Source organism: Candidatus Hydrogenedentota bacterium (assembly GCA_035416745.1).
In the GTDB taxonomy this organism is placed as follows: Bacteria; Hydrogenedentota; Hydrogenedentia; order Hydrogenedentales; family SLHB01; genus UBA2224.
The window spans coordinates 38,803-60,787 of record DAOLNV010000026.1 but is presented as its reverse complement, the minus strand read 5'-3'; the positions used below and the strand labels follow the sequence as shown (position 1 = coordinate 60,787).

The following is a 21,985-nucleotide window of genomic DNA, read 5'->3' as shown; positions in this document are numbered from 1 at the left end:
GGGACATGTACCAAGCGCTGTCCTCGGCGCGACTACGTGTCCCCGATTTCAGCAGCCTTTGGACCCGCGGAATGCGGGAGAGGTATACTCATGATTTCATGAAGCTGCCCGTGACAATTGGTTCAGTCGCATCTATCGCTGGGATACGCGAAATGGAGGCGCCTCTTGAATAAGAAGATCAGCATTATGCCGTGTTTGGATATGCAAAATGGCCGTGTGGTCAAGGGGGTCCATTTTGTGGATATTCGTGACGCAGGAGATCCCGTCGAGTGTGCCCGCGCCTATTGCGATGCGGGGGCGGACGAACTCGCGCTCCTCGACATCACGGCCACGGTCGAAGGTCGCGCCACGATGCTCGACGTGGTCAGGCGCACCGCGGACGCGGTCACTGTGCCTTTTACCGTGGGCGGCGGGATTGCCGACCTTGCATCCGCCGAAGCCGTGCTCAACGCCGGCGCCGACAAGGTTTCCGTCAGCAGTGCCGCATTCCGAAATCCCGGGATCATTCAGGCAATGGTAAAAGAATTCGGCGCCGGAGCGGTGACCGTCGCCATTGATGTGGACCAGAACGGCGCGTTGCCCTCGGGCTATGAGGTGTACATCGACGGCGGCAGGACGGCGACCGGCGCGGACGCCGTTGAATGGGCCAAACGCGTAGACGGGTTCGGCGTGGGGTGCATTCTTCCCACCAGCAAAGCCGGCGACGGCGCGAAGACGGGATACGACCTGCCTGTGATACGCGCTATGGCGGACGCCGTGAACGCAGACATCGTTGCCTCGGGTGGAGCGGGCAAACTCGAGCATTTCTACGAGGCCGTCGAGGCGGGCGCTACGATTCTGCTTGCCGCGTCGGTGTTCCATTTCAAGATTGTCGCGATCCCCGAACTCAAACAATACTTGAAAGCCCACGGTGTGAACGTGCATTGACCCCGGGCGCTTCCCGCGAACCGGGTTTCGAGCAGCCAGGCCCTGCAATCCGCGCACGAGAAGGAGCTGGATTCATGAAGATCGCACGAAGAGATTTTATCAGGCAAACAATGGCGGGCGCCGCCGCGGTAACGGCTGCTGGTTTCTCCGCCCCGTCGGCAAATGCGGCGGACGGACAGGCCGCAACCACGGCCCTCCAACCCGAATCTTTCTGCTTCTGTGTTGCCGCCGATCCCCACTGCGGCGAACCGCCCAAAGAAGGGCTCGAAACCATGGGCGACGGCGTGGCGAAGTTCGTGCGGTGCTTCGAAGTTCTTCAGGGTCTCGACGAGGCCGAGCGGCCGGATTTCCTGCTTGTTGCGGGGGACGTGCACCCCTGGGCGCTCCTGGGACACGAAGATAAGCTGGCTATTCCCGTTTATGCCACCGCGGGGAACCACGAATCGTCCCGCGAGAAACGGCAACAACTGCGGCAAGTGTTTGGCCGCGGCTTCGAGCGTGATGGCAAGGAGTCCGACTACTACAGCTTTGTTCACAAGGGCGTCCGGTTTGTTGCGATGTGCGATGCCGGTAGTGGCGGCGACCACGTGGGGCATCTGTGTTCGGAAACCATCTCTCCGGCAGGTCAGTGTGAATGGCTTGAGCAAGAACTTGCCCAGCCCGAACCGAAAATTCTGTTTGCCCACATACCGCCCCAACCCGACGGCGCCGACGTGACCATGTACCTCAGCCGAAACGACTCGCGGTGGTTTCGCGAACTGGTGGAACGGACCAAGCCCCAAGCCTTGTTCTTCGGCCACCTTCACAAACCTACTGAGGAATACTCCATCGGCGAGACCCGCTGTTTCAATGTGCGTTCCTGCTGCTGGAATTTCGGCCGCGCCCCGCTGGGCTTGCTGCATGTCCGCGTGACGCCCGCCGGTCTTCAGGTGCGCGAGCTCGAAACGGAACGGTACACAGCCTGAGGCAGAAAGGCAAACCAGCAGGATGAACACAAAGTGTTATTCCAGGCGTCAAACGGCCTGTCTTGTGCCATCGCGGCAGCTCCTGCGCGCATCCTTTACTCTGTGTGCGGTCTTCATCGTGTGCGCCTCGTCTGCGCGGGGCTCAGCCTACTATGTTTCCAACAAGGGTTCCGATGACGCTGACGGCAAATCCCCTCAATCCGCATGGGCCTCTCTCAACCACGTAAGCGACGCCCCTCTGCAACCAGGCGATTCGGTACTGTTCGAGCGCGGCGGCGGGTGGCGTGGAACGCTCATACCCCAGAACGGAAGCCTCGATGCGCCGATCACATACGGTGCATACGGCGAAGGTTCCAAACCGCTCCTGATGGGTTCCCTTGAAAGAAACGACCCCGCTGACTGGGAGGACATGGGCAATAACATCTGGGCGGCCGCCGAGCCCCAGCCGGGAAATATCGAGTTGCTCCCCAACGGCTCGTTCGCGGAGGGCCTGGCCTCGTGGACCACCCACACGGAAAGCGGCGCTGTGGTGGAGGTTGCCCAAGACGCCTCCACGTTCGATTCCGCCCCCGCCGGGCTGAGACTTCATTGTGTCCAGGGGGCTACCCTCGGCTCGCATGTACAACTCTACACCGCCGGCATCCCGATCACGCGCCACAAACTGTATCAGGTCACGTTTCGCGCCCGGTGCAGCCAGCCGATCAACATACCGCCCCCAACCCTCATGGAGCGGAACGCGCCTTGGTCCAACTACGGCCTGCCCGCGCCCGATACGGTTTCTCCAGTGGGTCTCGACTGGTCGCATCACCGGTTCTGGTATTCGGCGGCCGAAACATCCAACGACGCACGGCTGACATTCTTTCTCGGGCATGACCTCCCAGCCGGCGCAACGCTGTGGCTGGACTCGCTCAGCTTTGTCGAATGCAGCGGGGAATTCTTCAAGAACGACGTCGGCAACATCATCTTCGACCAGGAAGCGTCCGTGGGCGTCAAGGTTTGGAACCGCGAAGAGCTGGACACGCAGGGCGAATTCTGGTTTGACAAGAACACCTGGCGTCTCTACCTCTTCAGCATTGGCAACCCTGCCGAGCGCTATTCCGATATCGAATGCGCCGTCAACAAGCATATCATCAATCAGACGAAGCGCTGCCACATCATCTACGAGAACCTTGCATTGAAATACGGCGCTGCGCACGGCATCGGAGGCGGCGACACACACCATATCATCGTCAGGGATTGCGAGTTCAGCTACATCGGAGGAGGCGAGTTGGGATTGGGCGAACGCATTGTGCGATTCGGCAATGCCGTAGAGTTCTGGGGCCCCGCCCACGACAATCTGGTGGAAAGATGCCGGATTTGGCAAATCTACGATACCGGGCTGAGCAATCAGAGCGGCATTCCGAACACCGAGCAGTACAACATCGCTTACCGCAACAACGTCGTCTGGAACTGCGAGTGGCTCTATGAGTACTGGAGCCGTCCCGAGAACTCCTCGACCCACGACATCTACTTCGAGAACAATATCTGCGCGTTCGCCGGCTTTGGCTGGGGACACGCGCAGCGGTCGGACCCCCATGGCAGAAACGTTGGCATGCGCCGCACACAGGCCAAGTTGACCAACGTCTTCATCCGCAACAACATCTTCTACGAGTCCACCCAGTTCTTGCTGGATATGGCGGGATGGCGCCCCGAGGAAGTCTCGACCGTCATCCTCGACAACAACTGCTGGTATCAGAGCAAGGGCACGTCGTTCCTCTTCGGAGACAAGACGTATGACTGCACGCAATTTGCCGAATACCAGGCGGAAAGCGGAAAGGATGCGCACTCGATCTGGGCCGACCCCCTGTTTGAAGATCCCGCCAACGGCGATTTCCGGCTCACGAAAGACTCCCCCTGCCTCAATAAGGGAATGGGCATAGCGCCTTCGGAATACGCCTCGCCGGCGACAACCAAGTAAAGGCGCGCCTCAAATCCCATCCTCCTTGCAGTATGGAGAGGCACCTGCTTATCATCTTTCGGATTCGTAACATGCTATCTTGGATTGTCGGACCCCTGCGTTTTTCAGAGGCGATTTGGCGTTGAGCGCCGGGAGCTACAAGATGGGTTCATTTCCATCAAGCCGGAGGGAATTCCTCCAAATGAGCGCCGTTGCGGCAGCCACGACGGCAGCCGGCCCCGAGAATTCCCCGCCCACTGCCGCCGCGAACGATGGAACGGTGCGGGACAGACTCTGGATCTGGGCGCATGCACCGGGCGCCCATAACAAGGAGTGGAACCTCCCGAGTCCATCCCGCATGACGCCCGCGGAAGGCGCGTTCTATCTCGGCGTACCCAACCTCCTCATGATCCGATACCAAGGCGAGCCGTCCATGCCCTTCGAGCCCTACGCCATATCTTTCCGGCCATTGAAACGCGTGGTTTGGTCGCTGACGGGCGCAAGTGCCGAAACCAGTGAAGAGGAACGAAAGCATGTGCTCGATTTGGCGCGCCGGTTTCCCAACATCGTTGGGTTCGTCATGGACGACTTCTTCCAGAGCAATGGCCGAGGCGCCCTCGCCCCTGAACAGCTTCGCGAACTCCGTTCCCAGCTCACCATCGATTCCGTCAGGCGCGACCTCTATGTGGTGGTCTATCAACAGCAGATAGAGCTTCCAATCCAGTCGCACCTGGAGTATTGCGACAAGATAACCTTCTGGACATGGAAATCGGAAGAGCTTCAATCACTCGAGCGCAGTTTCGAACGGCTCGAGCGCGTTGCGCCGAAACAGGGCAAGCTTCTCGGCTGTTATCTTTGGGATTACGGCAATCGTGCGCCGATGCCGCTCGACTCGATGAAGAAGCAATGCACACTCGGACGAGAATGGATGCGCCAGGGCCGCATCGAGGGCATGATCTTTCTCGCAAGCAACGTGTGCGATATCGAGCTGGAAACGGTCGAGTTCACACGGCAGTGGATTGCGGCCGTGGGAGACAAGACCGTGTAGACACGCAAACGACGGCGCCCGGATGTCAACTCGTCGCTGTCGCTACAGAGACTGGGCCTGTCTTCGCGGATGCGTACGGTAGTAATTCAGAGCCTCGATGAGCGCGCGGAGGTTCTCGTGGGGGACGCCGGGCGTGATCGAACTGCTCGCGCCGAGAAACATCCCCACTCGCGGCCCGTTTTCCGCGAGCCACCGGATCTCGTTGCGGACGTCGTCGGGGCTCCCGAAGGGCAGAGTGCGCGTAACGGACGCGCCGGCCCAGATCATCAGCGGCTCCGCGTCACGCGTGGTCATACGGCAGAGCCGTAAATAGTCCATGCCGTCTTCGTACTGAAAGCCCTGAAAGCCGCCGATTCCCGCTTCAAGCAGGCGCGGCACCATCTCCATGAGGTTTCCGTCGCAATGCCATAGGAGACGAATGCCCCCTTCGAGATAGGGCTGAATGGCATGCGCGAAATGAGGAAACCAGATGCGGTCGAGCGTACGCACGTCGATCAGGGTGCCTTTTGAGTCAGCCATGTCGTGGTCGAGGCGTACTACCCCCGGCAATGCGCCCTGGAGCATGGCGCGGGCGGCTAAACGGTTCCTGTGATAAGCGAGTTCTCCCTGGAGAGCGAAGTCGCGCTCCATAATCTCCGGATACACGGTATACGCCATGAAATAGTTGACGTAACCGTAAATGCCATACCGCAGTTCAGGCATATGGCCGAAACTACTTCCGTGCGGCACTTTGAGGATCTCTGGTCCAAAGAAAGCCTGCATCTCCCGCTCGCTTTGAATGACGCCATCGACTTCGCGCGCACCAGCAGCGGCTACACGACCGGTCTCGGACTGCATAGCCGGAAATACCTGCTGTTCGAGGTGTTGAACTACGGCCTCCGGCGAGTCGATGCAGATCCCATCGAGCATCACCTGCTCCGCGCCGGTCGTGGCGGTTCGCGGCGCCGTATCCTCGAACCCGTAGTCCGACATCGTGAGCGGGTTGGTGCCCAGATACTGATCGATCATGCAGACGCCTGCCGCGCGCTGAAAGTCCATATAAACGCCATCCGGGTCCGCACGGTACGCCCCTTGAGAGTGCCCCGAAAACGATTCGAGAAAGCCGGTGTCCATCACGTTGAGCATCCACACCGGAACGCCCGGCGTCGGCTTCATCTCAAGCGCGTCAGCTGCCATTGTGGCGTTACTGGATAGGGCGATCGACATCATATCCACGTTCTGTCCAGAACCAAATTACCGCCGTTTTCGACCCGGCTTCCCTGAGCTTGCCGGTGACACGCCGGAACGCGCCCACCGGGTCGGTTTCGCAACGACGAGGCGCAACACCTTGCCGCTCTCGTTGCGCGAGATGTGCGGCGTGCCTGCCTTGAGATAGAAGCCGTCCCCCTTCCTCGCGCGGTAGGTCGCGTGTCCGGGAATCTCTATGGTCAATTCTCCCTCTAGCACAAGGCCGCACACGTCCATGGGATGGCGCTCCAGTTCCTCGAGTCCCGTATGCGGTTGGTACTCCTCATAACTCAAATCGATCTCGACCGACGGATGACTCGGAAACGCATACACCCAGGTCCGGTCTTCCTCCTCGAGCACATGCATTTTCTCCCTCGGAAAAAGGATCGCGTCCGCCGAAACCTCGCTGGACTCGTCGCGGAAAAATTCCGTTACTTCCGCGTTCAGCGCCTCGAGAATCCGCTGCAGGCTCATAATCGTCGGGGATGCTTTCCCCGTTTCGACCTTCGACAGGAAACTCACCGCGATCCCCGAGCGTGCTGACAGTTCACGCAAGGAATAGCCCGAAGATTCGCGCAACTTGCGCAACTTCGCGCCCAACGTCTTGACATCCAATGCGCTGTTCTTCATAATGGTTTCCTTGTTGCTCTATATACTAACACCACTGGCCGGGGCGAGTAAAGACGGAGCGCCGAAAAGGCACAAAGCGTACCTGTTTCCCGGTCCGGGCATCTCACGTGCGGAGCTGGAGCAGCCATTGTTCCGTACTCTCGCGCAGAACCGGAGCGGCTTGGGGTACGCGTGAGAGAAAGGACTTCAATGAGAATCATTCTGGTCACCTCGATTTGCCTGGCGGTCGTGTTTGCGATGTCGAGTCCGGCAACTGCACAATCCGAGCAACAGGAGGCGGCAGCGGATATGAAACCCTTGATGGATTACATGGTGTACCACACGCAGGGCTGGGGGGTTCTGGGAATCGATTGTGCCGCGCACGCGCCAGACAAGGAAGCCGAGCCGCTGCGTATCGGGGACCAGACCTACAACAGGGGCCTGGGCGACCACGCCCCTTCTGAGACGGTCTTCTTTCTTGCGGGACAATTCCTGACCTTCGAGGTGCAGTGCGGCGTACAACTCCAAACGCAGGATCTCGGCACAGTTGTCTTCAAGGTTTTTGTGGATGACCAGGAGGTGTTCAACAGCGGCGTGATGCGCCAGACCAACCCTCCCCAACAGGTGCGCGTGCCGGTCAAAGACGCCTCGGAATTGCGTCTGGTAACCGAGAACGCGGGCGACGGCATCGTCTGCGACATGGCGAATTGGGTTAATCCGGCGCTCGCGCCCAACCCGGACGCGCGCGCGTATGCCAAGACGGCCGCGGTTGACGTCGCGCCCTTTGCGTGCGTCGCGGCATGGGACCCGGCCCGCGTCGAGGGAACCAAGGCCGCCCGCGTCCAGCCGATCCCCCAGGACGACCTGTTTGTGCGAACCGAACTCGCGCGTGATCCGCAAGGTGCGTACGAAGCCAAGGTCTATCCGGACGGCCGGGCGTGCATCGGGCTCGAGTGGCTCGAGCGCCGCCACATCAAGCGTCTCGCGCTCGAGTTCGCCGAAGCTGCCGTAACCATCGACGGGGCGGAGGTCCAGTACTGGTCGATGACCCGCCGTGGCGGCTCGCCCGGAGGATCGCGCTGGCAGGGCCAATGGAAGCCCCTCGCGGGGGCGCAAACCCTTGAGGGCAACCTCTGGATTGCCGACCCCGACTGGAGCGGCACTCCCGAGGCGCAATCCGGTACGCTTAAGGTGCGGTGGATATTGCCGTCCGGCGGCAGACCGGTCCGCGTACAAGCCCTGCATGCCTATACCGCTTCGCGATGGCTCGAGAAAGGGCTCATCATCGAGACGCGAGGCGCGCAGACACAAAACGGCGCCCTCGAAATGTACAACGGCGAGCTCGTCGGACAGGGCGACCCTCACCGCATCGCGTTTAGCCTTGGCGAGGTGTTCCCGCTTGAAGTCCGCTGTTCGGCCGCGCGGCGCTGGCAGTTGGCCGACCGCACGGTCCTGCGATTCAGCCTGCCTGCCGGCGCGTTCGGCGTCGCCGTGGACGATGTGCTTGACAAGGGCGCCGTGTACGTCGAGCATGCGGGCCTTCTCGTGTGCGATGCGGCCAAACCCCAGACCATCGACGCTTACCTGGCGTCCATCGCCGGTAAGCAAACCCTTCTCGAACGCGTCCGCGAGTTTCCCGACCAGACATCCGCCCAAGCCATGCGTTATGTCCACCGTCTCGACGCCGACCTCGGCCCGACGATGCTGTCCCTGGCATGCGATAATCGGAAGTTCATCGTCGAACGCGAGGGCGGCATCCAGTTCGATGACCGCCCCGAGGTCTACAATCATATCGAGACCATGTACAACAAGCCTTACGCTTGCCGCATGACGCCGGCTTTCGGTACCGGACAGTCACAGAACGTAAGCCGCCAGCCCGAGCGCGATTGGATGCCGGTTCCCGTGCTGACAGTTACCCAGGGCGCGCTCCTGTACCGCCAGCGCACGTTCGTCGCGCCTTTCGGCAAGGCCGAGGCCCCCGCCGAAGCGCCTTGGTATCTACAGTATCGTCCCCTTGGAGTGGCCGACTTCACCGCGACCAATCACGGTGCTGCCTCTGCCGAGGCGGCCCTCAGCCTCCAATTCACGGCGGACGCCGAATCCGGAACGCCCGCCGAAGTGCGCATCGAGGGCAAAACTGCATTGGTCGAGAAGAACGGCAAACTGCTGGCGGTCATTCAATTCAGCGATGTGGAAGGACTCGATGCCCAGCCCGGAAATGGTGTGCTGCGGGTGACCGGCCCCATCCCTGCTAAAGAACAGCGCGGTTTCACGGTCTATTTTCCCCGTTGGGAAGGCGCTCAGGCGGCGGACCTCGATGATGCGCCCAATCCTGACCTGCTTGTCGCCGGTACGGAAGCGTACTGGAAACGCATCATGGACGAGGCCATGCCGGTCAATGTGCCCGATAACCTGTTCGACAAGCTCATCCCCGCGTCGCAGATGCATTGTCTGCTCGCGGCGCGCAATGAGGACGGCGTGCGAATCGCCCCGTGGGTCTCGTCCTGGTACTACGGCCCGCTCGAAAGCGAGGGCAACTCGGTGGTCCGCGGCATGATGGCCATGGGCCATCTCGACTTTGCGCGACGAGCCCTCGAGTACTATATCGCCCGTTACAACGAAGCTGGGTTTCTCACCACCGGATACACGGTCATGGGAACGGGCTGGCATCTGTGGACCCTTGGCGAGTACTACCAGCTTACCCGCGACCCCGAGTGGATGCGGGCCCAGGCCCCCAGGGTCGAGAAAGTCTGCCGCTGGATCATGAGCGAGCGGCGGAAGACCATGCACACGGATGCTCAGGGTAACAAAGTGCCCGAATATGGATTGATGCCCCCCGGCGTAGGCGCCGACTGGGAAGTCTACGCCTATTACTTCTATCTGAACGGGTACTACTGCGCAGGACTGCGTTCTGCGGCAGCGGCCATGGCGGATGCCGGCTGGCCCGGCGCGCAGGAAATGCTCGAGGACGCCGCCGCCTACGAAGAGGATATCCGCCGGGCATACGCCTGGGTGCAGAGCAAGGCGCCGGTATTCCCATTGCGCGACGGAACGTGGGTCCCTGAATATCCGACGCAAGTCTATGCGCCGTGCCCCGTCGAGAACCTCTACGTGGGCGAAGACGGCGGCCGAAGCTGGTGCTACGACATCGAGCTTGGCGCGCACCACATGGTTCCGTTCGGGATCATCGACCCGGAAAGTCCACAGGCGGACTGGATGATCAACCACATGGAAGACGTACAATTCCTGCGGCCCGGCTGGTTTTACTACGAAGATGAGCAGGCCAACGAGGCGGACTGGTTCAACCTCGGCGGCTTTGCCAAGGTTCAGCCGTATTATGCCCGCACCGGCGAAGTCCACGCCTTGCGCGATGACGTCAAGCCATTCATCCGCACCTACTTCAACAGCGTCATGACCCTGCTTAATCGCGAAGACCTGTCGTTGTGGGAGCATTTCATGAACGGGGCATACAACAAGACTCATGAAACAGGGTATTTCGTGCACCAGACGCGTCTGATGTTCGTGCAGGAGCGCGGAGAGGAGTTATGGCTGGCGCCGTTCGTCACGAACAACTGGTTGCGCGAAGGCATGCAGGTAGCCGTGCGACACGCGCCAACCGTATTCGGCCCCGTCGATTACACCATCATCTCGCATGTGGCGGACGGACATGTCGACGCAGAAATCGTGCCGCCGCAACGACAGATACCCAGCGCCGTGGTAATACGGCTGCGCCATCCCGAGGGCAAGGCGATTCAATCGGCCGACGTGAGCGGCGCAAAAGAGTACACTATTGATCCTGCCAGGGAATGCATCCGCATCGTGCCTGACACGGGCCCCATTCGTGTTCGTGCACACTATTGACGGCAAGGGCCCCCAAAGGACTGTAAGCTACGAAAGGGAGGAAAGAATGAGCAGCGGAAAACTTGCTATACACGGCGGCCCCAAGGCGGTGCCCTCGCTGGGGCCGTACCCTGCCAAGATAGGCGCCCGGGAACTCTGGGAAATCGTTGATATGTGGGAATTCAGCGGGGACCGCAAGGAGAAGCTCCGGGAACTTATCCTGGGCGATGAAAACGTCTCCGGCCCGCATCTGTTCCGGTACTATAACCCCAAGCCAAGCCGCGTGGCCGCCGCTGAAACCGCCATGGCCGAACTCATCGGCGTGAAACACTGCCTCGCCGTCAATTCATGCACCTCCGCGCTTGTGGCGAGTTATCGCGCTCTCGGAATCGGCGCCGGCGACGAAGTCATTGTGCCCGGATACACCTTCTTCGCCACGGCCGCCACCGTGGGCGCCTGCAACGCCATCCCGGTCATCACCGACATCGACGAAACCCTCTGCCTCGACCCGGCCGCCGTCGAGAAGGCGATCTCCGCGCGAACAAAAGCCATCGCGCCCGTGCATATGCGCGGCGCTTCTGCACAGATGGACGCGATCATGGATGTCGCCAATCGCCATGGCATTCCCGTGGTCGAAGACGTGGCCCAGGCTGGCGGGGGCTCCTTCCAGGGTCAAAAACTGGGTTCTATTGGCGCCATCGGCTGTTTCAGCTTCGACTATTACAAGATTATCGTGAGCGGGGAAGGAGGGTTCGTTACAACCGACGACGAGTGGCTTTACACGCGTGCTCAGAGCTGGCACGATTGCGCGGCCTGCTGGCGGCCCGACCGGTTCGCGCGCGAACGGCGCGAGGGCGAACTTTTCTGCGGCGAAAACTACCGCATGAGCGAACTCGAGGGCGCGGTGGCGCTCGCCCAGATTCGCCGGGCCGGCGAAATGCTCGAAGGATACCGCCGCGCCAAGAAGCGCATCAAAGACGCCATCGAGCCTCTCCCGGGGCTTTCGTTCCGGCGCCTTGCCGACCCCGAGGGCGACACCGGCATCTGCCTCGTCATGTTTCTGCCGGATGCGGACACTACACGGAAGGTCCTGGAGGCCCTGAAAGCCGAAGGCGTGACTGCCGGCGGGATCTACGATACCACGGTCCGTGATTGGCATGTCTATACCTATTGGGAGCATATCCTCGGACAGAAATCGGTCGCCCCGGATAATCTCCCCTGGAGCGGCGTGCCACCCGAGGCGTTGCCTGAGTACAGCGCCACCATGTGCCCGCGGACGAACGACCTCCTCGCACGCGCGATACTTCTCGATATCAACTGCCACTTTTCAAACAGCGATTGCGATGCCATCGCCGCCGGTATTAACAAGGTAATGCGGGCTTTTCTATAGGATTTCATGGGGCGAGGACCACACATACTGGCCATAGACCACGATTCCAATCACAGGAGACACTGCCATGCTGCAACTGGATGTTTGCCTCGAAACCGTGTTCCCCGGCACGCCGGCCGAGGAGCGCATTACCCGCATCGCCGAATGCGGATACAACTGCGTCGAGTTCTGGATGCACGACTCGACCCAGGACGCCCCCGACGGCGCGCAGCGCAAAGACCCCAAAGCGCTCCGGCAGGCCTGTGCCGCCGCCGGAGTGGCCATTAACAACTTCGTAGTTAATCCGCCCGACGATGGTTCGACGGGGGGAGCGCCGGTCATGTCCGAAACCCACAAACGCTACCTCGAGCGCGTCGCTGAATGCATCGAGTTCGGCAAGGCAGCCGGATGCTCGAAGGCCATCACCTGCGCTGGCAACGAAACGCCCGGGCGTTCCTGGGAACAGATGAGGGCAACCATCGAGAAGGCCCTCGGAGAAGCCGCTGCTCTGGCGGAAAAACACCAGTTCACGCTGCTTCTCGAACCGCTCAACACCCTCGTGGACCACAAGGGGTATTGCCTCAGCTCTTCCGATGTCGGCGCCGGCATCGTGCGCGACATTGGCAGTCCCGCCTTGCGCCTGCTTTACGATGTCTACCACATGCAGATCATGGAAGGAAACGTCATAGACCACATTCGCCGGAACATGGATGCCATCGGGCATTTTCATTCCGCCGGCGTTCCCGGGCGAGGCGAGCATTATGAGGGCGAATTGAACTACCCCGGTATCCTTCACGCGATCGAGAAAACCGGATACAAGGGCGCATTCGGTCTCGAGTACTTCCCGAAACTGCGCGACCACGCCCAATCGCTGCGTAACGTGCGCCAATACTTGCTGCAACCCGCGTCCGGCTCCGGACCGTGCTGCTGCTAACCGCGGGTGGAGTGATACAGCATGACTTTTACTCTCAGCGCGCTTGATATCGCGGTAATTCTGGTTTCCCTTTTCCTGGTCCTGGCCGTTGGGCTGTGGGCCTCCCGAAAACAGGGCCGGACCGCGCGAGACTACTTCCTGGCCTCAGGAAAACTGCCCTGGTGGATCATCGGCGCCGCGTTCGTCTCGACCAGCGTGTCGAGCGAACAGATCGTCGGAACCATCGGGCAGGCCTACAAACACGGCATGGGCATCGCGAACTGGGAATGGTGGCTCCTCCCCGTCTATAGCGTGCTCATTATCGTGTTCATCCCCATCTACCTCCGCAACAGGATTTCGACGGTCCCCGAACTGCTCTCCCGCCGGTTCAGCTCGGTCTGCGGCGACATCTACAGCTATATCATGCTTTTCGCCTACATCTTCGTCTTTCTGGTGCCGGTGCTGTACGGCGGCAGCCTGACCTTCGCCAGCCTGACGGGATGGAACTTCTACTACATTCTCTGGGCCATGATAATTCTTGTGGCCGCATACACCGTCAAGGGCGGGCTCATGTCGGTTGTGTGGACGGATGCCCTTCAGTGCCTCATGCTCGTCGGGGGCGGTTTGCTTCTCTTTTTCGTGTCCCTGCATCAGGTGCCTGGCGGCTGGCATGCCATGGTTGAGGCCAATCCCGAACGCTTCCACTTGTACTGCCCGCCGGACCACGAGGTCTCGCCGTTCCTCGGCGTCCTCGCCGGCACAATCGGGTTGTTTGTCTTCTACTCCGCGGCCAACCAGGTCATGGTCCAGCGGGTACTCGGGGCGCGCTCGAGGTGGGATGGCATCATGGGTATCGTCTTTGCCGGGTTCATCAATTTCTTGCGGCCCCTTGTCACCTGTTTTCTCGGGTTCATCGTGTACCATTGGATCCATGAAATGCACCAGGCGGAGCCGCTTGACTCCGTAGACCAGGCCTTCGCCTTCTCGCTCCGCTATCTTGCGCCGGAATGGGGGCTGCGAGGCATCGTCCTCGCCGGCTTTATTGCCGCCGTGATGTCCACAGTCAGCGCCTTGGCCAATTCGACCGCGACGATCTTCTCGCTGGACGTCTACAAGAAACTTCTCCGGCCCGGCGCCCCTGAGCGGGACGTTGTGACCGTCGGCCGCATGGCCTCGCTGTCGGCCCTGGTGATTGCGGGAATACTGGCGCCGCAGGTCGAGCGCTTCGGCGGCATCTTCCTCTACTTCCAACAGGGTATCACGTTTATCGCCACGCCCATCATCACGGTCATCCTGGCGGGCCTTTTCTCGCGCCGCGTCAATGCCACCGGCGCGCTTGCCGGACTGATAGCGGGCATCATTAGCACGGCGGTGCTTCTTGGTCTGCTTATCGCTGGCATCCACATGCCGTTTCACTGGCTCTATGTGGGCTTCTTCCAACAGTTGCTCGTGCTTGCCGTTGTTATCGCAGGCTCCCTCGCGACCTCCGCGCCGCCATCAGAAAACACCGAACCCTTCTTGTGGCGGCCGAGCCTGCTGACCGAACACGTCCGGCTGGAACCCGCGAGACCCTGGTACGCGAGCGCCGCTCTCTGGTACGCTCTTTTCGCGGCCATCTGGTTCTACTTGTATTGGCGATTCTGGTAAGCGGAATCCGTTTTCAGCGCCACACGCTGCAACGTCAAGGAGGAATGGACATGCGCATCATGGCTTTCGGGGCACACCCCGACGATGTCGAGATATTCTGTTCGGGCACGCTTGCAAAATACGCCGCACAGGGCCACCCCGTCGGTATCGCCGTCATGACCCGCGGAGACGTCGGCTCTCCCACGCTCTCGCGAAACGAGATAGCAGCCGTCCGCGAACGCGAGGCACGCAACGCCGCCGCCCTGATCAAGGCCGATTTCTTCTGGATGGGCTACGATGACGAATTCCTGTATGATTCGCCCGACGTACGCCGTCACGTCGTCGACGTCATCCGGCAGTTTCGCCCTGACATCATCGTCTGCCCGGACAAGGACCGTGACTACCATCCTGACCATACGCGCACCGGCCAAATCGTCTGGGATACCCACGTCATGGCCACCGTAGCAAATATTCCAACCGGCCACCCGCCTGCCGGACACATCCACGAAATCTGGTTCTACGACACCATGGCAGGCATCGATTTTCAGCCCGAGTTCTACGTGGACATCTCCGGCCACTGGGAAACCAAGGCGCGCATGATCGCCTGCCACGAAAGCCAGGCCGCGTGGCTCATCAGCCAGTACGGCAAAACTCCCACACACTACGCCGAAATTCAGACCCGGTTTCGCGGATATCAGGCCGGATGCGAGTTTGCCGAGGCATTCCGCCGTTCACACACGTTCCCATCCGCCGCGGCGCGCGATATCGTGCCCGTGGAACCAAATACCTAGCCCGCTTATCACGTCAGGCAGATGGCCCCGCTGAGATCGCCGAGCGCCAGCTCGGCACTCTTGCGCTGTCCACCGAACGAGCCCACGGGAAAGGTCATTCCAGCCGCAGCCAGCCCATTTTCGCCGGGTCGTCCGCGCCATACCCGAGCCGCGGCTGCACCGGCTTCTCAGAGGGATGCGCCCAACTCTCCACCACATGGTTCTTGTTGTCAGGGGATAGCGCGGCGATTTCCACGTTGATCCGCATCGGACGAGACGCATCCGCCTCGCCGCGGAACGCGTCCATGGGAATGCGTAACCGGAATATCTGCCGTCCATCAACGTTGGACGTGACGAGTTCCCAGGGAGTGTCCGGAACCAGCCAGCCCAGTCGGGCGGTGCGATTCCCGTGCACGTCCCCGCGGAACGTGCGGCGCGGATATATGTGAGTCGGCTCGAGCGCGACGCTCACCGAAACAGGCCGCCATTGCTCCGTCGGCGGGCACTCCGCGCTGACATATAAGAATTTCCCGTCGTGCGCGGCCCGCCACAACCAGGCGAACCTCGCCGCGGGCGCGGACGCAACCGGCAGAGACTCCCATGCCTCGTCATCCTGCCATGTGGCAGCAAAGGTGTCCGGCACCCGCTGGCACCGGTAAATGAGCGGACCCTCCGCCAGGCCGGATTCCTCCGGAAACACATTCTGGCCAGCGGCAATGGCTTGGGCGGCCTCGGCGAATTCGGTCTGCAACATATCGCGTAACCGCTCGGCGCGCCAGCGGAGTTCAGCGGGGAAATAGGTGTAGCCTTCCGCCTCGGCCTGAAATCCAAGGAAAGGGTTTATCTCGCATAGAGCAGCCATCCTTGCGGAGTTCTCGATCTCTTCCTCAGCGATGGCGCGCAACTCTTCCAGAAGCCCCGCTTTGGGCGCCGCTGAATCGTAAAGAAGACGTTCGCGCAGGTCATAGAAGTGCAGGATGTTGTACCCCGTGCGGAATTGGACCCCCAGCGCCTGGGCTACCGTAATGTCGCGCTGGCGCTCAATGTCGTTCGCGCACAGCGGTTGAAGTTCAAGAAGGTCATCGAGCCCGGCCTGCCACGTGTCCGACATGTGTTTGCAGAGTTCCAGCATCTCTTCCAGTGTGTGGTTCCCGGAGAAACACTCGCCAATCCGGTCGCCGCTGGGGGGAAACTCCTGTATCCACACCGGCGAGAGATTCTTGTGAACGGGCCTCAAATGAAGCGGCCACACGACCCCGTCGGTGATCGGACCGTAGTACTGGAAGGCGTTCGTGATGGGATAGTTGTCGTACGCTTCGGCAAACCGCCGCCAGGCGCGCACCACGCGTTCAGCATGCGCGGGTCCCCAGTCCCGGCGCGCCAGCTCCATCAGAAATTCATCCTCGGTGATTCCTTCAGGCGCGAAGGGCAATACGCTCGCGGCCGCGCGGTGCATCACCGACGGCATGTTCCCCATATACCAGCATTGCATGACGCTCGTCACCCCCAGCCGCCGCATCTCCCGGTACTTCTGGTAGAGATTGCCAGGAACGGGGATGTACGGCACGGTCGAGGCCTCAAAAGAGTTGCATGCCTGCAATTTTGCGCCCAGCGCGACGCCTGCCTCGCCTGCCGCGGCGGCGATGCTCTTGAAGATGTCGCTTGGTCCTATATACGAGAGCCAATAGTCGCCCGCGTGACGCTCTTTGCCCAGTTGCATCTTCATTCCATCCGACTCAAAGTTGTACTGGCAAATCACGCCGGAAGGCGTGCGCCGGGCGATATCCACCAGCGGCTCCGTGCTTCGTTGCAGTCCCGTACCGTTTCCAGGGACGTAGAGCCAGGAGACTAGCTTTGCGTCGGGATTGGCCGCGTGCATGCCCCGTTCCATGGCCGAAAGCGAGGCGTGCAGAATCTCCCCCGGCGCCTTTTCCGCACAGACCGGACACGCCACTCGCCAATTCTCGTCCGCGGCGCTCAAACACGTGGTCGAACGTTCGCCGAAACTGATGTTTATCAGCCCGCCAAGATTGGGTACCTGAGTGAAAATGTCATGGACGGCCTCATACAAATACGTCTGCGCAGCGTCAGAGAAAGGACAAAACAGCAGACTGCTTCCCGAAAAGGCCTTGCTTCCCAGCTCGGGGTGGTCCTTGAGCAGCGGGTTATCAGGAGACATTACGCGCGGCTCGATGCAGAAAACGAAGACCTTGATTCCGTAACGCCGGCATTTGGCAACCGTCTTGCGCAGCTTCTCCAGGCGCCTGTCCCTGTCCGGGTCGATCACGGAAGTCAGCGAGGTCTTGCAGATGTCCTTGAACTCGATCGTGAGCCAAAGCCCGTTCACGCCATCGTGGGCGATGCGGTTCAGGTATCCGTCCGGATAGTAATCCACATCGTCCAGTAGCTCATCTTTGTTCTTGGGAGGCCGCTTGATCGGCCCGAAAAAACAGCGCGAGATGCGCGTATGGATGAAGGGCGCGCGTTCAATCTGCCCCAGCGGCAGAAACGGTCCTTCGGCGCCCATGAGCTGGTCTTCGAGGAAGAAAATGCCGCGCCGGATACCTTCGGTATCGCCCGCCTGAATGCGGCATTCGTTCTCTGAAACGGCCAGTCGAAAGGTCTCGAACCTCTGTGTTGAGACCTGTTCCGTAGTGATCCGGTACGGGCCGTTGATGGGCAGGCCCACGCTCTCGAAGAAGGCGCGCAGGTCCTGATACGCGGTCTCCAACACACTGTCCGGATCGGGAAACCCCGGCTCAATGCGCACTCCCTCGAGCAGACTGGCCTCGCCGGCCTTCTTCTCGGTCCTTTCCCAGTGCGGGTTCCATGTGAGGGGGGCAGCCAACGCATCAACAAACGCCCACTCGCTCTGCGGAGGGCTTGGCGGTGGTTCGGGACTCACAACTCCGGCGGGCGCGCCAATTCCCCCCGTAAGAAAGCAAAGCGGAAGCATGCAACTGATCGATACAACCATTGGGCCTCCTCAAATCACTTCCTGGCAAGCAGGGAAGGGCGCCTGCGGTGGCGTAATTGTGGCCTGCAGAGCGTCTCTCGCCGTCATCGCCAATTTTCGCGCGTGAAAAGCTAGCCTAGTGGAAGAAGTGCCCGGATTCAAGACAACGAATCGCGCGTATGCCGCGTCGTTGTATAATCGCCGGGTTATCCTGTTGGGAGGACGCCAAACATGGCAGGCCGGTATGCTGAGCGATTCGCCATCCTGTCGCTGCTGCTTGTTGCGGCAGCGCTTGTCTCGTCCATGCGCGAGACCCGCGCTTGGGCCGCCGCGAACGGTCCGGCCGTGATCCCGACGCCGAGGTCTATTCAAATGCTGCCCGCTCCGGCACGGTTCTTCCCTTCCGATAAGGGGCTTCGCATCCTGCTATGCGGGGAGGAGAATCCCACCGCGCGACTCGCCGTCGACGCTCTGTCCCACGCCTTTGAAGACAATGGAAACCTTGCCCCCGCAAACGTCTTCGCGAACCGCGGCGTTCACGACCCTCATTCGTATGACGTGGTAATGTGCGGAGAACGGAGCGATGGTGTTGAAGCCATGCTTCCCCCGGAATTGGCACAGTCAAAATCGCTCGATCATGACCAAGGCTACGTTATTTACTCGGTGGCAGACGCGCCCGTGCTCCTATACAGCCGCACCTCGCTCGGCCTCCTGTATGCCGCATCAACCTTGGGGCAAGTCCTGGAACCCGCGGAGAAAGGGCTCGCGCTGAGACACCTGATCGTCGAGGACTTCCCTTCTTTTCCATTCCGGGGAAACAACTGGAACCTCTTTGCCGAGATTGGCGGCTGGTCGTATGAACGTGGCGACGGTCTCGTAGAGTATGAAAAGCGCCTGATGCGCAAATTGGACCTTTGCGCCCGTTACAAGATCAACGTCGTCATTGTAGACGGAGTCGGCTGGAACGCCGACCGTTTTCCGGGCTACGCCGACATGATGCGCCGCCTCAACCGCGCTGCCCGCACGCGCGGAATCCACCTCTGCTACACGGGATACAGCGCCGGATACGGACCTCCACCGTACCACGCGCCGGTGTTCCAGAACCGCCGGGAATACCCCGATGGCGAGGTATACGCCTGTTGCGGAAACCCTTCGTCCGAGAGCGTCGAGACAACGCGCACGATGGGCACGTGTCTAAGCAATCGCCAACTTCTCGCGGAGAAGCAAGAGAACCTTGTGGACTTCGTGCGGCGTGTCGAACCAGGCATGCTGTATCTCCACGGGCTCGACATCAATTCCATCAAAGAATGCGAGGAGTCCTGGGCGATGCGTTGCCCCGATTGCCGCGCCCAATGGCCCAATGACTCGATCTTCACCGCGGACGGCATGGCAGGAGCCTACGGCTGGTACTACAACGCCCTCGCTGGCAGCATCAACGAAGTGAAATCTGATGAAACAGACTACGACGCCGCACGCGACTGTATTCTCTATATGATCAGCCCCAACTATACTCAGGCCTCCGAACCCGACGCGGAGTGGAACGCCCATCTCGAATACTTCGCCACTTTGAGCCGCGAGCTGCATTACAAGAACATCATGATTGGCTTGCGTGAGCAGTTCTGCAACCAGGATACCCGCACATTCCGGTGCCGCGAGATGCGCGCCGCCCTCGACCGCGAAGGCAGCGGCGTGCCCTTCGGCGTCATTCACTTTTACGGCGGCGACCTCTACGACAACAATGTGCCGTTCTTGCCCGTGCCTCTGTTCAATAAATGCTTCGAGGGGGTAGGCCTTGTCCTGAACGGAAACGGGAATGCGTACCAGGAGCCGCAGCAACTGCTCAATGCCGAGTACGGGTGGAACCCGGACGGCAGCGCCTTTCTACACATGGCCCCGCCGTCCTTGTTTGACGAGTTCAGAAGCCGGCTCTTGCGCCTGAGTTCCGGCGAGGAAAAGCCCGCGGAGCTGTTTGGCGAAGGCGCATTCCTCGACGCGGCCTGCCGCTCCCTCTATGGCAAAGAAGCCGGAAAATGGGTTGCCCAGATGTACCGGCTTGAAGGCATACAGCCGCTTAACGAGTTGAGCAGGACCATGTACCGCCCGAGCGTTCTCTTGCCCGTCTGGAACACGCTGATGCCGGTAGGGCGCTTTTCAACGTTTAGACGTCACGGGATCCAGTGGCAGCGCGAACTCGGCCCATCTCAATGGAACGCGGTTCGGCTCCTCCGCGACGCCAATGCCGAGATGGTTGAACTGAACCGCAAGGCCGCTGAACTCATCGCGCGCGCCCGCGCTGAGTGCCGTGACCCGGAAGCAGTACGCGATCTGGCATGGCTGGAATCGACGTTGACGGCGGGAGGAGAACTGGCCAGCGCCACGGCCCAATACCTCAAGCTGTTTGAACGAGCACATGCGGCGGCCGCCGCCGGAAGCAGCGAGCCGGACTTGGAGCAGGAAATCGAGACGCTCGAACGCCATCTCGCCGCCCAGCTTGCGGCGAGCGAAAATGACCGCACGCAGCCGCTCCTCGACCATCTCGGCGGCGACGTGGGCTATCGCTGCGCCGTGCTCGGGCGGCTCAGGGATGAACTGAACAACATGCTCGAGACCCTTCGTTCGGGCGTCTGGCCGGCTACGCCCATCTCGGTCTGGTGGTAGGTTCCAGCCATTTTTCGAACGGCTGTTACTGCAAATGGCTCGTTACCAGTCGAGAGGTGCTTCAGTATGAGCCATTAAACAGAACCTTGTAACTATAGGACCTGGCAAAGTAATCTCTATTCATTGGCCAAGTTCTCGCGAGTGCCGTATCCTGACAGCGGCCTCGGAACGCTTATCAGAACTCTGGAAGGGGAAACGGGATGCTGTCTCGCAGGCGGTTTCTGCAAGCGGCACTGGCCATGGCTGCTGGCGCGGGCGGGACGCCTGTATGGTCTGAAGCGAGAAATAAGGGGCTGGAATGTCTGAATCTCGCCTTCATGTGCTGGCGTATCGGCGACATCCTTGACTTCGATGCGCAGGTGCAGTGGGTGAAGGAAGCGGGCTTCGAGTCCATTGCCTTCCATGCCTCGCCCGGCCACCCCGGAAAGTGGCGGGGCGTCGACCCGGCCCAGGCCGATGCGCAAGAGCGCCAGCGCCTGCGGGATTTGCTCGCTCCGTTCAAACGTCGCGAGATTCATGCGCCGTTCTCCGCCGAACTTGCCCATGAAACGCCCGCAGCCGTCCTGAGACAGCTGGAGACAACATTCGCCTTTGCCGGAGACGTTGGCGCAAACGTGGTCACCGTTCACCCCAATCCGCCGAAACTCGATGTCCCGGACACCGCAACGTGGCAGAATGCCCTGGACCAGCTAGAGCGTGCGGCCGAGGCTGCAGGAATCCAAGTGGGCATCGAGTTCATGCAAGGGTTTGAATGGCTGCGGAATCCTCCGCGCAAACATATCGGGGTCACGCTCGACATCGGCCACATGTACTTGAACGACGGCGCGGGCCACAAACCTTACGATGGGATCGGCAACTTGATCAGCTTCCTGGACGATCTGCTCGTCCACGTACACATTCACGACTACGACGGCGAACACGATCACATCGAGATCGGGACGGGGCACATCGATTTCGACGCGGTACTGGCCGCTCTTGCGGGTATTGGTTACCGCGGCATGCTCTGCCTCGAACTGAATCCTGAACGGGTTACGCCCGAAGGGATCAAGCGCAGCGCCGAGTTTCTCCGCCGTCGAGCGCGTGAACTCGGTCTTGTGTAGAGAATGGCACGGATACAGCGATCCCTCAGAACACCGATCGC

At 60.7% G+C, this 21,985-nt stretch carries 14 protein-coding genes; 11 read left to right on the top strand and 3 right to left on the bottom strand.

Annotated elements, in window-relative coordinates; translation table 11 throughout:
- Positions 1-165 precede the first annotated feature (165 nt).
- The 4 genes from PLJ71_10375 (at position 166) to PLJ71_10360 (ending at position 4,876) form a co-directional block, all read left to right on the top strand.
- Positions 166-927 (top strand): imidazole glycerol phosphate synthase cyclase subunit, encoded by a 762-nt coding sequence (locus PLJ71_10375; GenBank protein HQM49086.1) that lies wholly within the window; start codon positions 166-168, stop codon positions 925-927.
- 74 nt (positions 928-1,001) lie between these two features.
- Positions 1,002-1,892, top strand: a complete 891-nt coding sequence (locus PLJ71_10370) for a metallophosphoesterase (protein HQM49085.1) — start codon at positions 1,002-1,004, stop codon at positions 1,890-1,892.
- 22 nt (positions 1,893-1,914) lie between these two features.
- The gene (locus tag PLJ71_10365) at positions 1,915-3,849 is read left to right on the top strand and encodes a hypothetical protein (protein HQM49084.1); all 1,935 of its coding nucleotides are present in this window, start codon (positions 1,915-1,917) and stop codon (positions 3,847-3,849) included.
- A 142-nt stretch (positions 3,850-3,991) separates the two neighbouring features.
- Positions 3,992-4,876, top strand: a complete 885-nt coding sequence (locus PLJ71_10360) for a twin-arginine translocation signal domain-containing protein (protein HQM49083.1) — start codon at positions 3,992-3,994, stop codon at positions 4,874-4,876.
- Between the two features lie 42 nt (positions 4,877-4,918).
- Here the strand turns inward: PLJ71_10360 and PLJ71_10355 are convergent, their stop codons facing one another.
- Together PLJ71_10355 and PLJ71_10350 are read right to left on the bottom strand one after the other, a co-directional pair.
- Entirely contained in the window at positions 4,919-6,052 is a 1,134-nt protein-coding gene (locus PLJ71_10355) for a hypothetical protein (protein ID HQM49082.1), read from the bottom strand.
- 57 nt (positions 6,053-6,109) lie between these two features.
- On the bottom strand, positions 6,110-6,733 hold the full coding sequence (locus PLJ71_10350) for a helix-turn-helix domain-containing protein (protein HQM49081.1): 624 nt from the start codon (positions 6,731-6,733) through the stop codon (positions 6,110-6,112).
- 189 nt (positions 6,734-6,922) lie between these two features.
- Between PLJ71_10350 and PLJ71_10345 the strand changes: the two genes are divergently transcribed.
- The 5 genes from PLJ71_10345 (at position 6,923) to PLJ71_10325 (ending at position 15,251) form a co-directional block, all read left to right on the top strand.
- Positions 6,923-10,573, top strand: coding sequence for an NPCBM/NEW2 domain-containing protein (locus PLJ71_10345; GenBank protein HQM49080.1), 3,651 nt, complete (start codon positions 6,923-6,925; stop codon positions 10,571-10,573).
- A gap of 46 nt (positions 10,574-10,619) precedes the next feature.
- On the top strand, positions 10,620-11,942 hold the full coding sequence (locus tag PLJ71_10340; protein ID HQM49079.1) for a DegT/DnrJ/EryC1/StrS family aminotransferase: 1,323 nt from the start codon (positions 10,620-10,622) through the stop codon (positions 11,940-11,942).
- A 67-nt stretch (positions 11,943-12,009) separates the two neighbouring features.
- Positions 12,010-12,855, top strand: coding sequence for a TIM barrel protein (locus tag PLJ71_10335; GenBank protein HQM49078.1), 846 nt, complete (start codon positions 12,010-12,012; stop codon positions 12,853-12,855).
- Between the two features lie 21 nt (positions 12,856-12,876).
- Complete coding sequence (locus PLJ71_10330) at positions 12,877-14,481, top strand: sodium/solute symporter (GenBank protein ID HQM49077.1); 1,605 nt, start codon at positions 12,877-12,879, stop codon at positions 14,479-14,481.
- Between the two features lie 50 nt (positions 14,482-14,531).
- Entirely contained in the window at positions 14,532-15,251 is a 720-nt protein-coding gene (locus PLJ71_10325; GenBank protein HQM49076.1) for a PIG-L family deacetylase, read from the top strand.
- A 94-nt stretch (positions 15,252-15,345) separates the two neighbouring features.
- Here PLJ71_10325 and PLJ71_10320 read toward each other — a convergent pair whose 3' ends face one another.
- Entirely contained in the window at positions 15,346-18,207 is a 2,862-nt protein-coding gene (locus tag PLJ71_10320) for a hypothetical protein (protein ID HQM49075.1), read from the bottom strand.
- A gap of 210 nt (positions 18,208-18,417) precedes the next feature.
- On the opposite strand from PLJ71_10320, the gene PLJ71_10315 reads away from it, so the two are divergent.
- Together PLJ71_10315 and PLJ71_10310 are read left to right on the top strand one after the other, a co-directional pair.
- Positions 18,418-20,844 (top strand): hypothetical protein, encoded by a 2,427-nt coding sequence (locus PLJ71_10315; GenBank protein HQM49074.1) that lies wholly within the window; start codon positions 18,418-18,420, stop codon positions 20,842-20,844.
- A gap of 200 nt (positions 20,845-21,044) precedes the next feature.
- Complete coding sequence (locus PLJ71_10310) at positions 21,045-21,944, top strand: sugar phosphate isomerase/epimerase family protein (GenBank protein ID HQM49073.1); 900 nt, start codon at positions 21,045-21,047, stop codon at positions 21,942-21,944.
- Positions 21,945-21,985 lie beyond the last annotated feature (41 nt).

Coding starts and splice junctions, on each gene's coding strand:
- PLJ71_10345 (HQM49080.1), top strand. CDS start 6,923: ATGAGAATCATTCTGGTCACCTCGATTTGCCTGGCGGTCGTGTTTGCG.
- PLJ71_10310 (HQM49073.1), top strand. CDS start 21,045: ATGCTGTCTCGCAGGCGGTTTCTGCAAGCGGCACTGGCCATGGCTGCT.
- PLJ71_10320 (HQM49075.1), bottom strand. CDS start 18,207: ATGGTTGTATCGATCAGTTGCATGCTTCCGCTTTGCTTTCTTACGGGG.
- PLJ71_10340 (HQM49079.1), top strand. CDS start 10,620: ATGAGCAGCGGAAAACTTGCTATACACGGCGGCCCCAAGGCGGTGCCC.
- PLJ71_10370 (HQM49085.1), top strand. CDS start 1,002: ATGAAGATCGCACGAAGAGATTTTATCAGGCAAACAATGGCGGGCGCC.
- PLJ71_10355 (HQM49082.1), bottom strand. CDS start 6,052: ATGGCAGCTGACGCGCTTGAGATGAAGCCGACGCCGGGCGTTCCGGTG.
- PLJ71_10350 (HQM49081.1), bottom strand. CDS start 6,733: ATGAAGAACAGCGCATTGGATGTCAAGACGTTGGGCGCGAAGTTGCGC.
- PLJ71_10315 (HQM49074.1), top strand. CDS start 18,418: ATGGCAGGCCGGTATGCTGAGCGATTCGCCATCCTGTCGCTGCTGCTT.
- PLJ71_10330 (HQM49077.1), top strand. CDS start 12,877: ATGACTTTTACTCTCAGCGCGCTTGATATCGCGGTAATTCTGGTTTCC.
- PLJ71_10360 (HQM49083.1), top strand. CDS start 3,992: ATGGGTTCATTTCCATCAAGCCGGAGGGAATTCCTCCAAATGAGCGCC.
- PLJ71_10335 (HQM49078.1), top strand. CDS start 12,010: ATGCTGCAACTGGATGTTTGCCTCGAAACCGTGTTCCCCGGCACGCCG.
- PLJ71_10325 (HQM49076.1), top strand. CDS start 14,532: ATGCGCATCATGGCTTTCGGGGCACACCCCGACGATGTCGAGATATTC.
- PLJ71_10365 (HQM49084.1), top strand. CDS start 1,915: ATGAACACAAAGTGTTATTCCAGGCGTCAAACGGCCTGTCTTGTGCCA.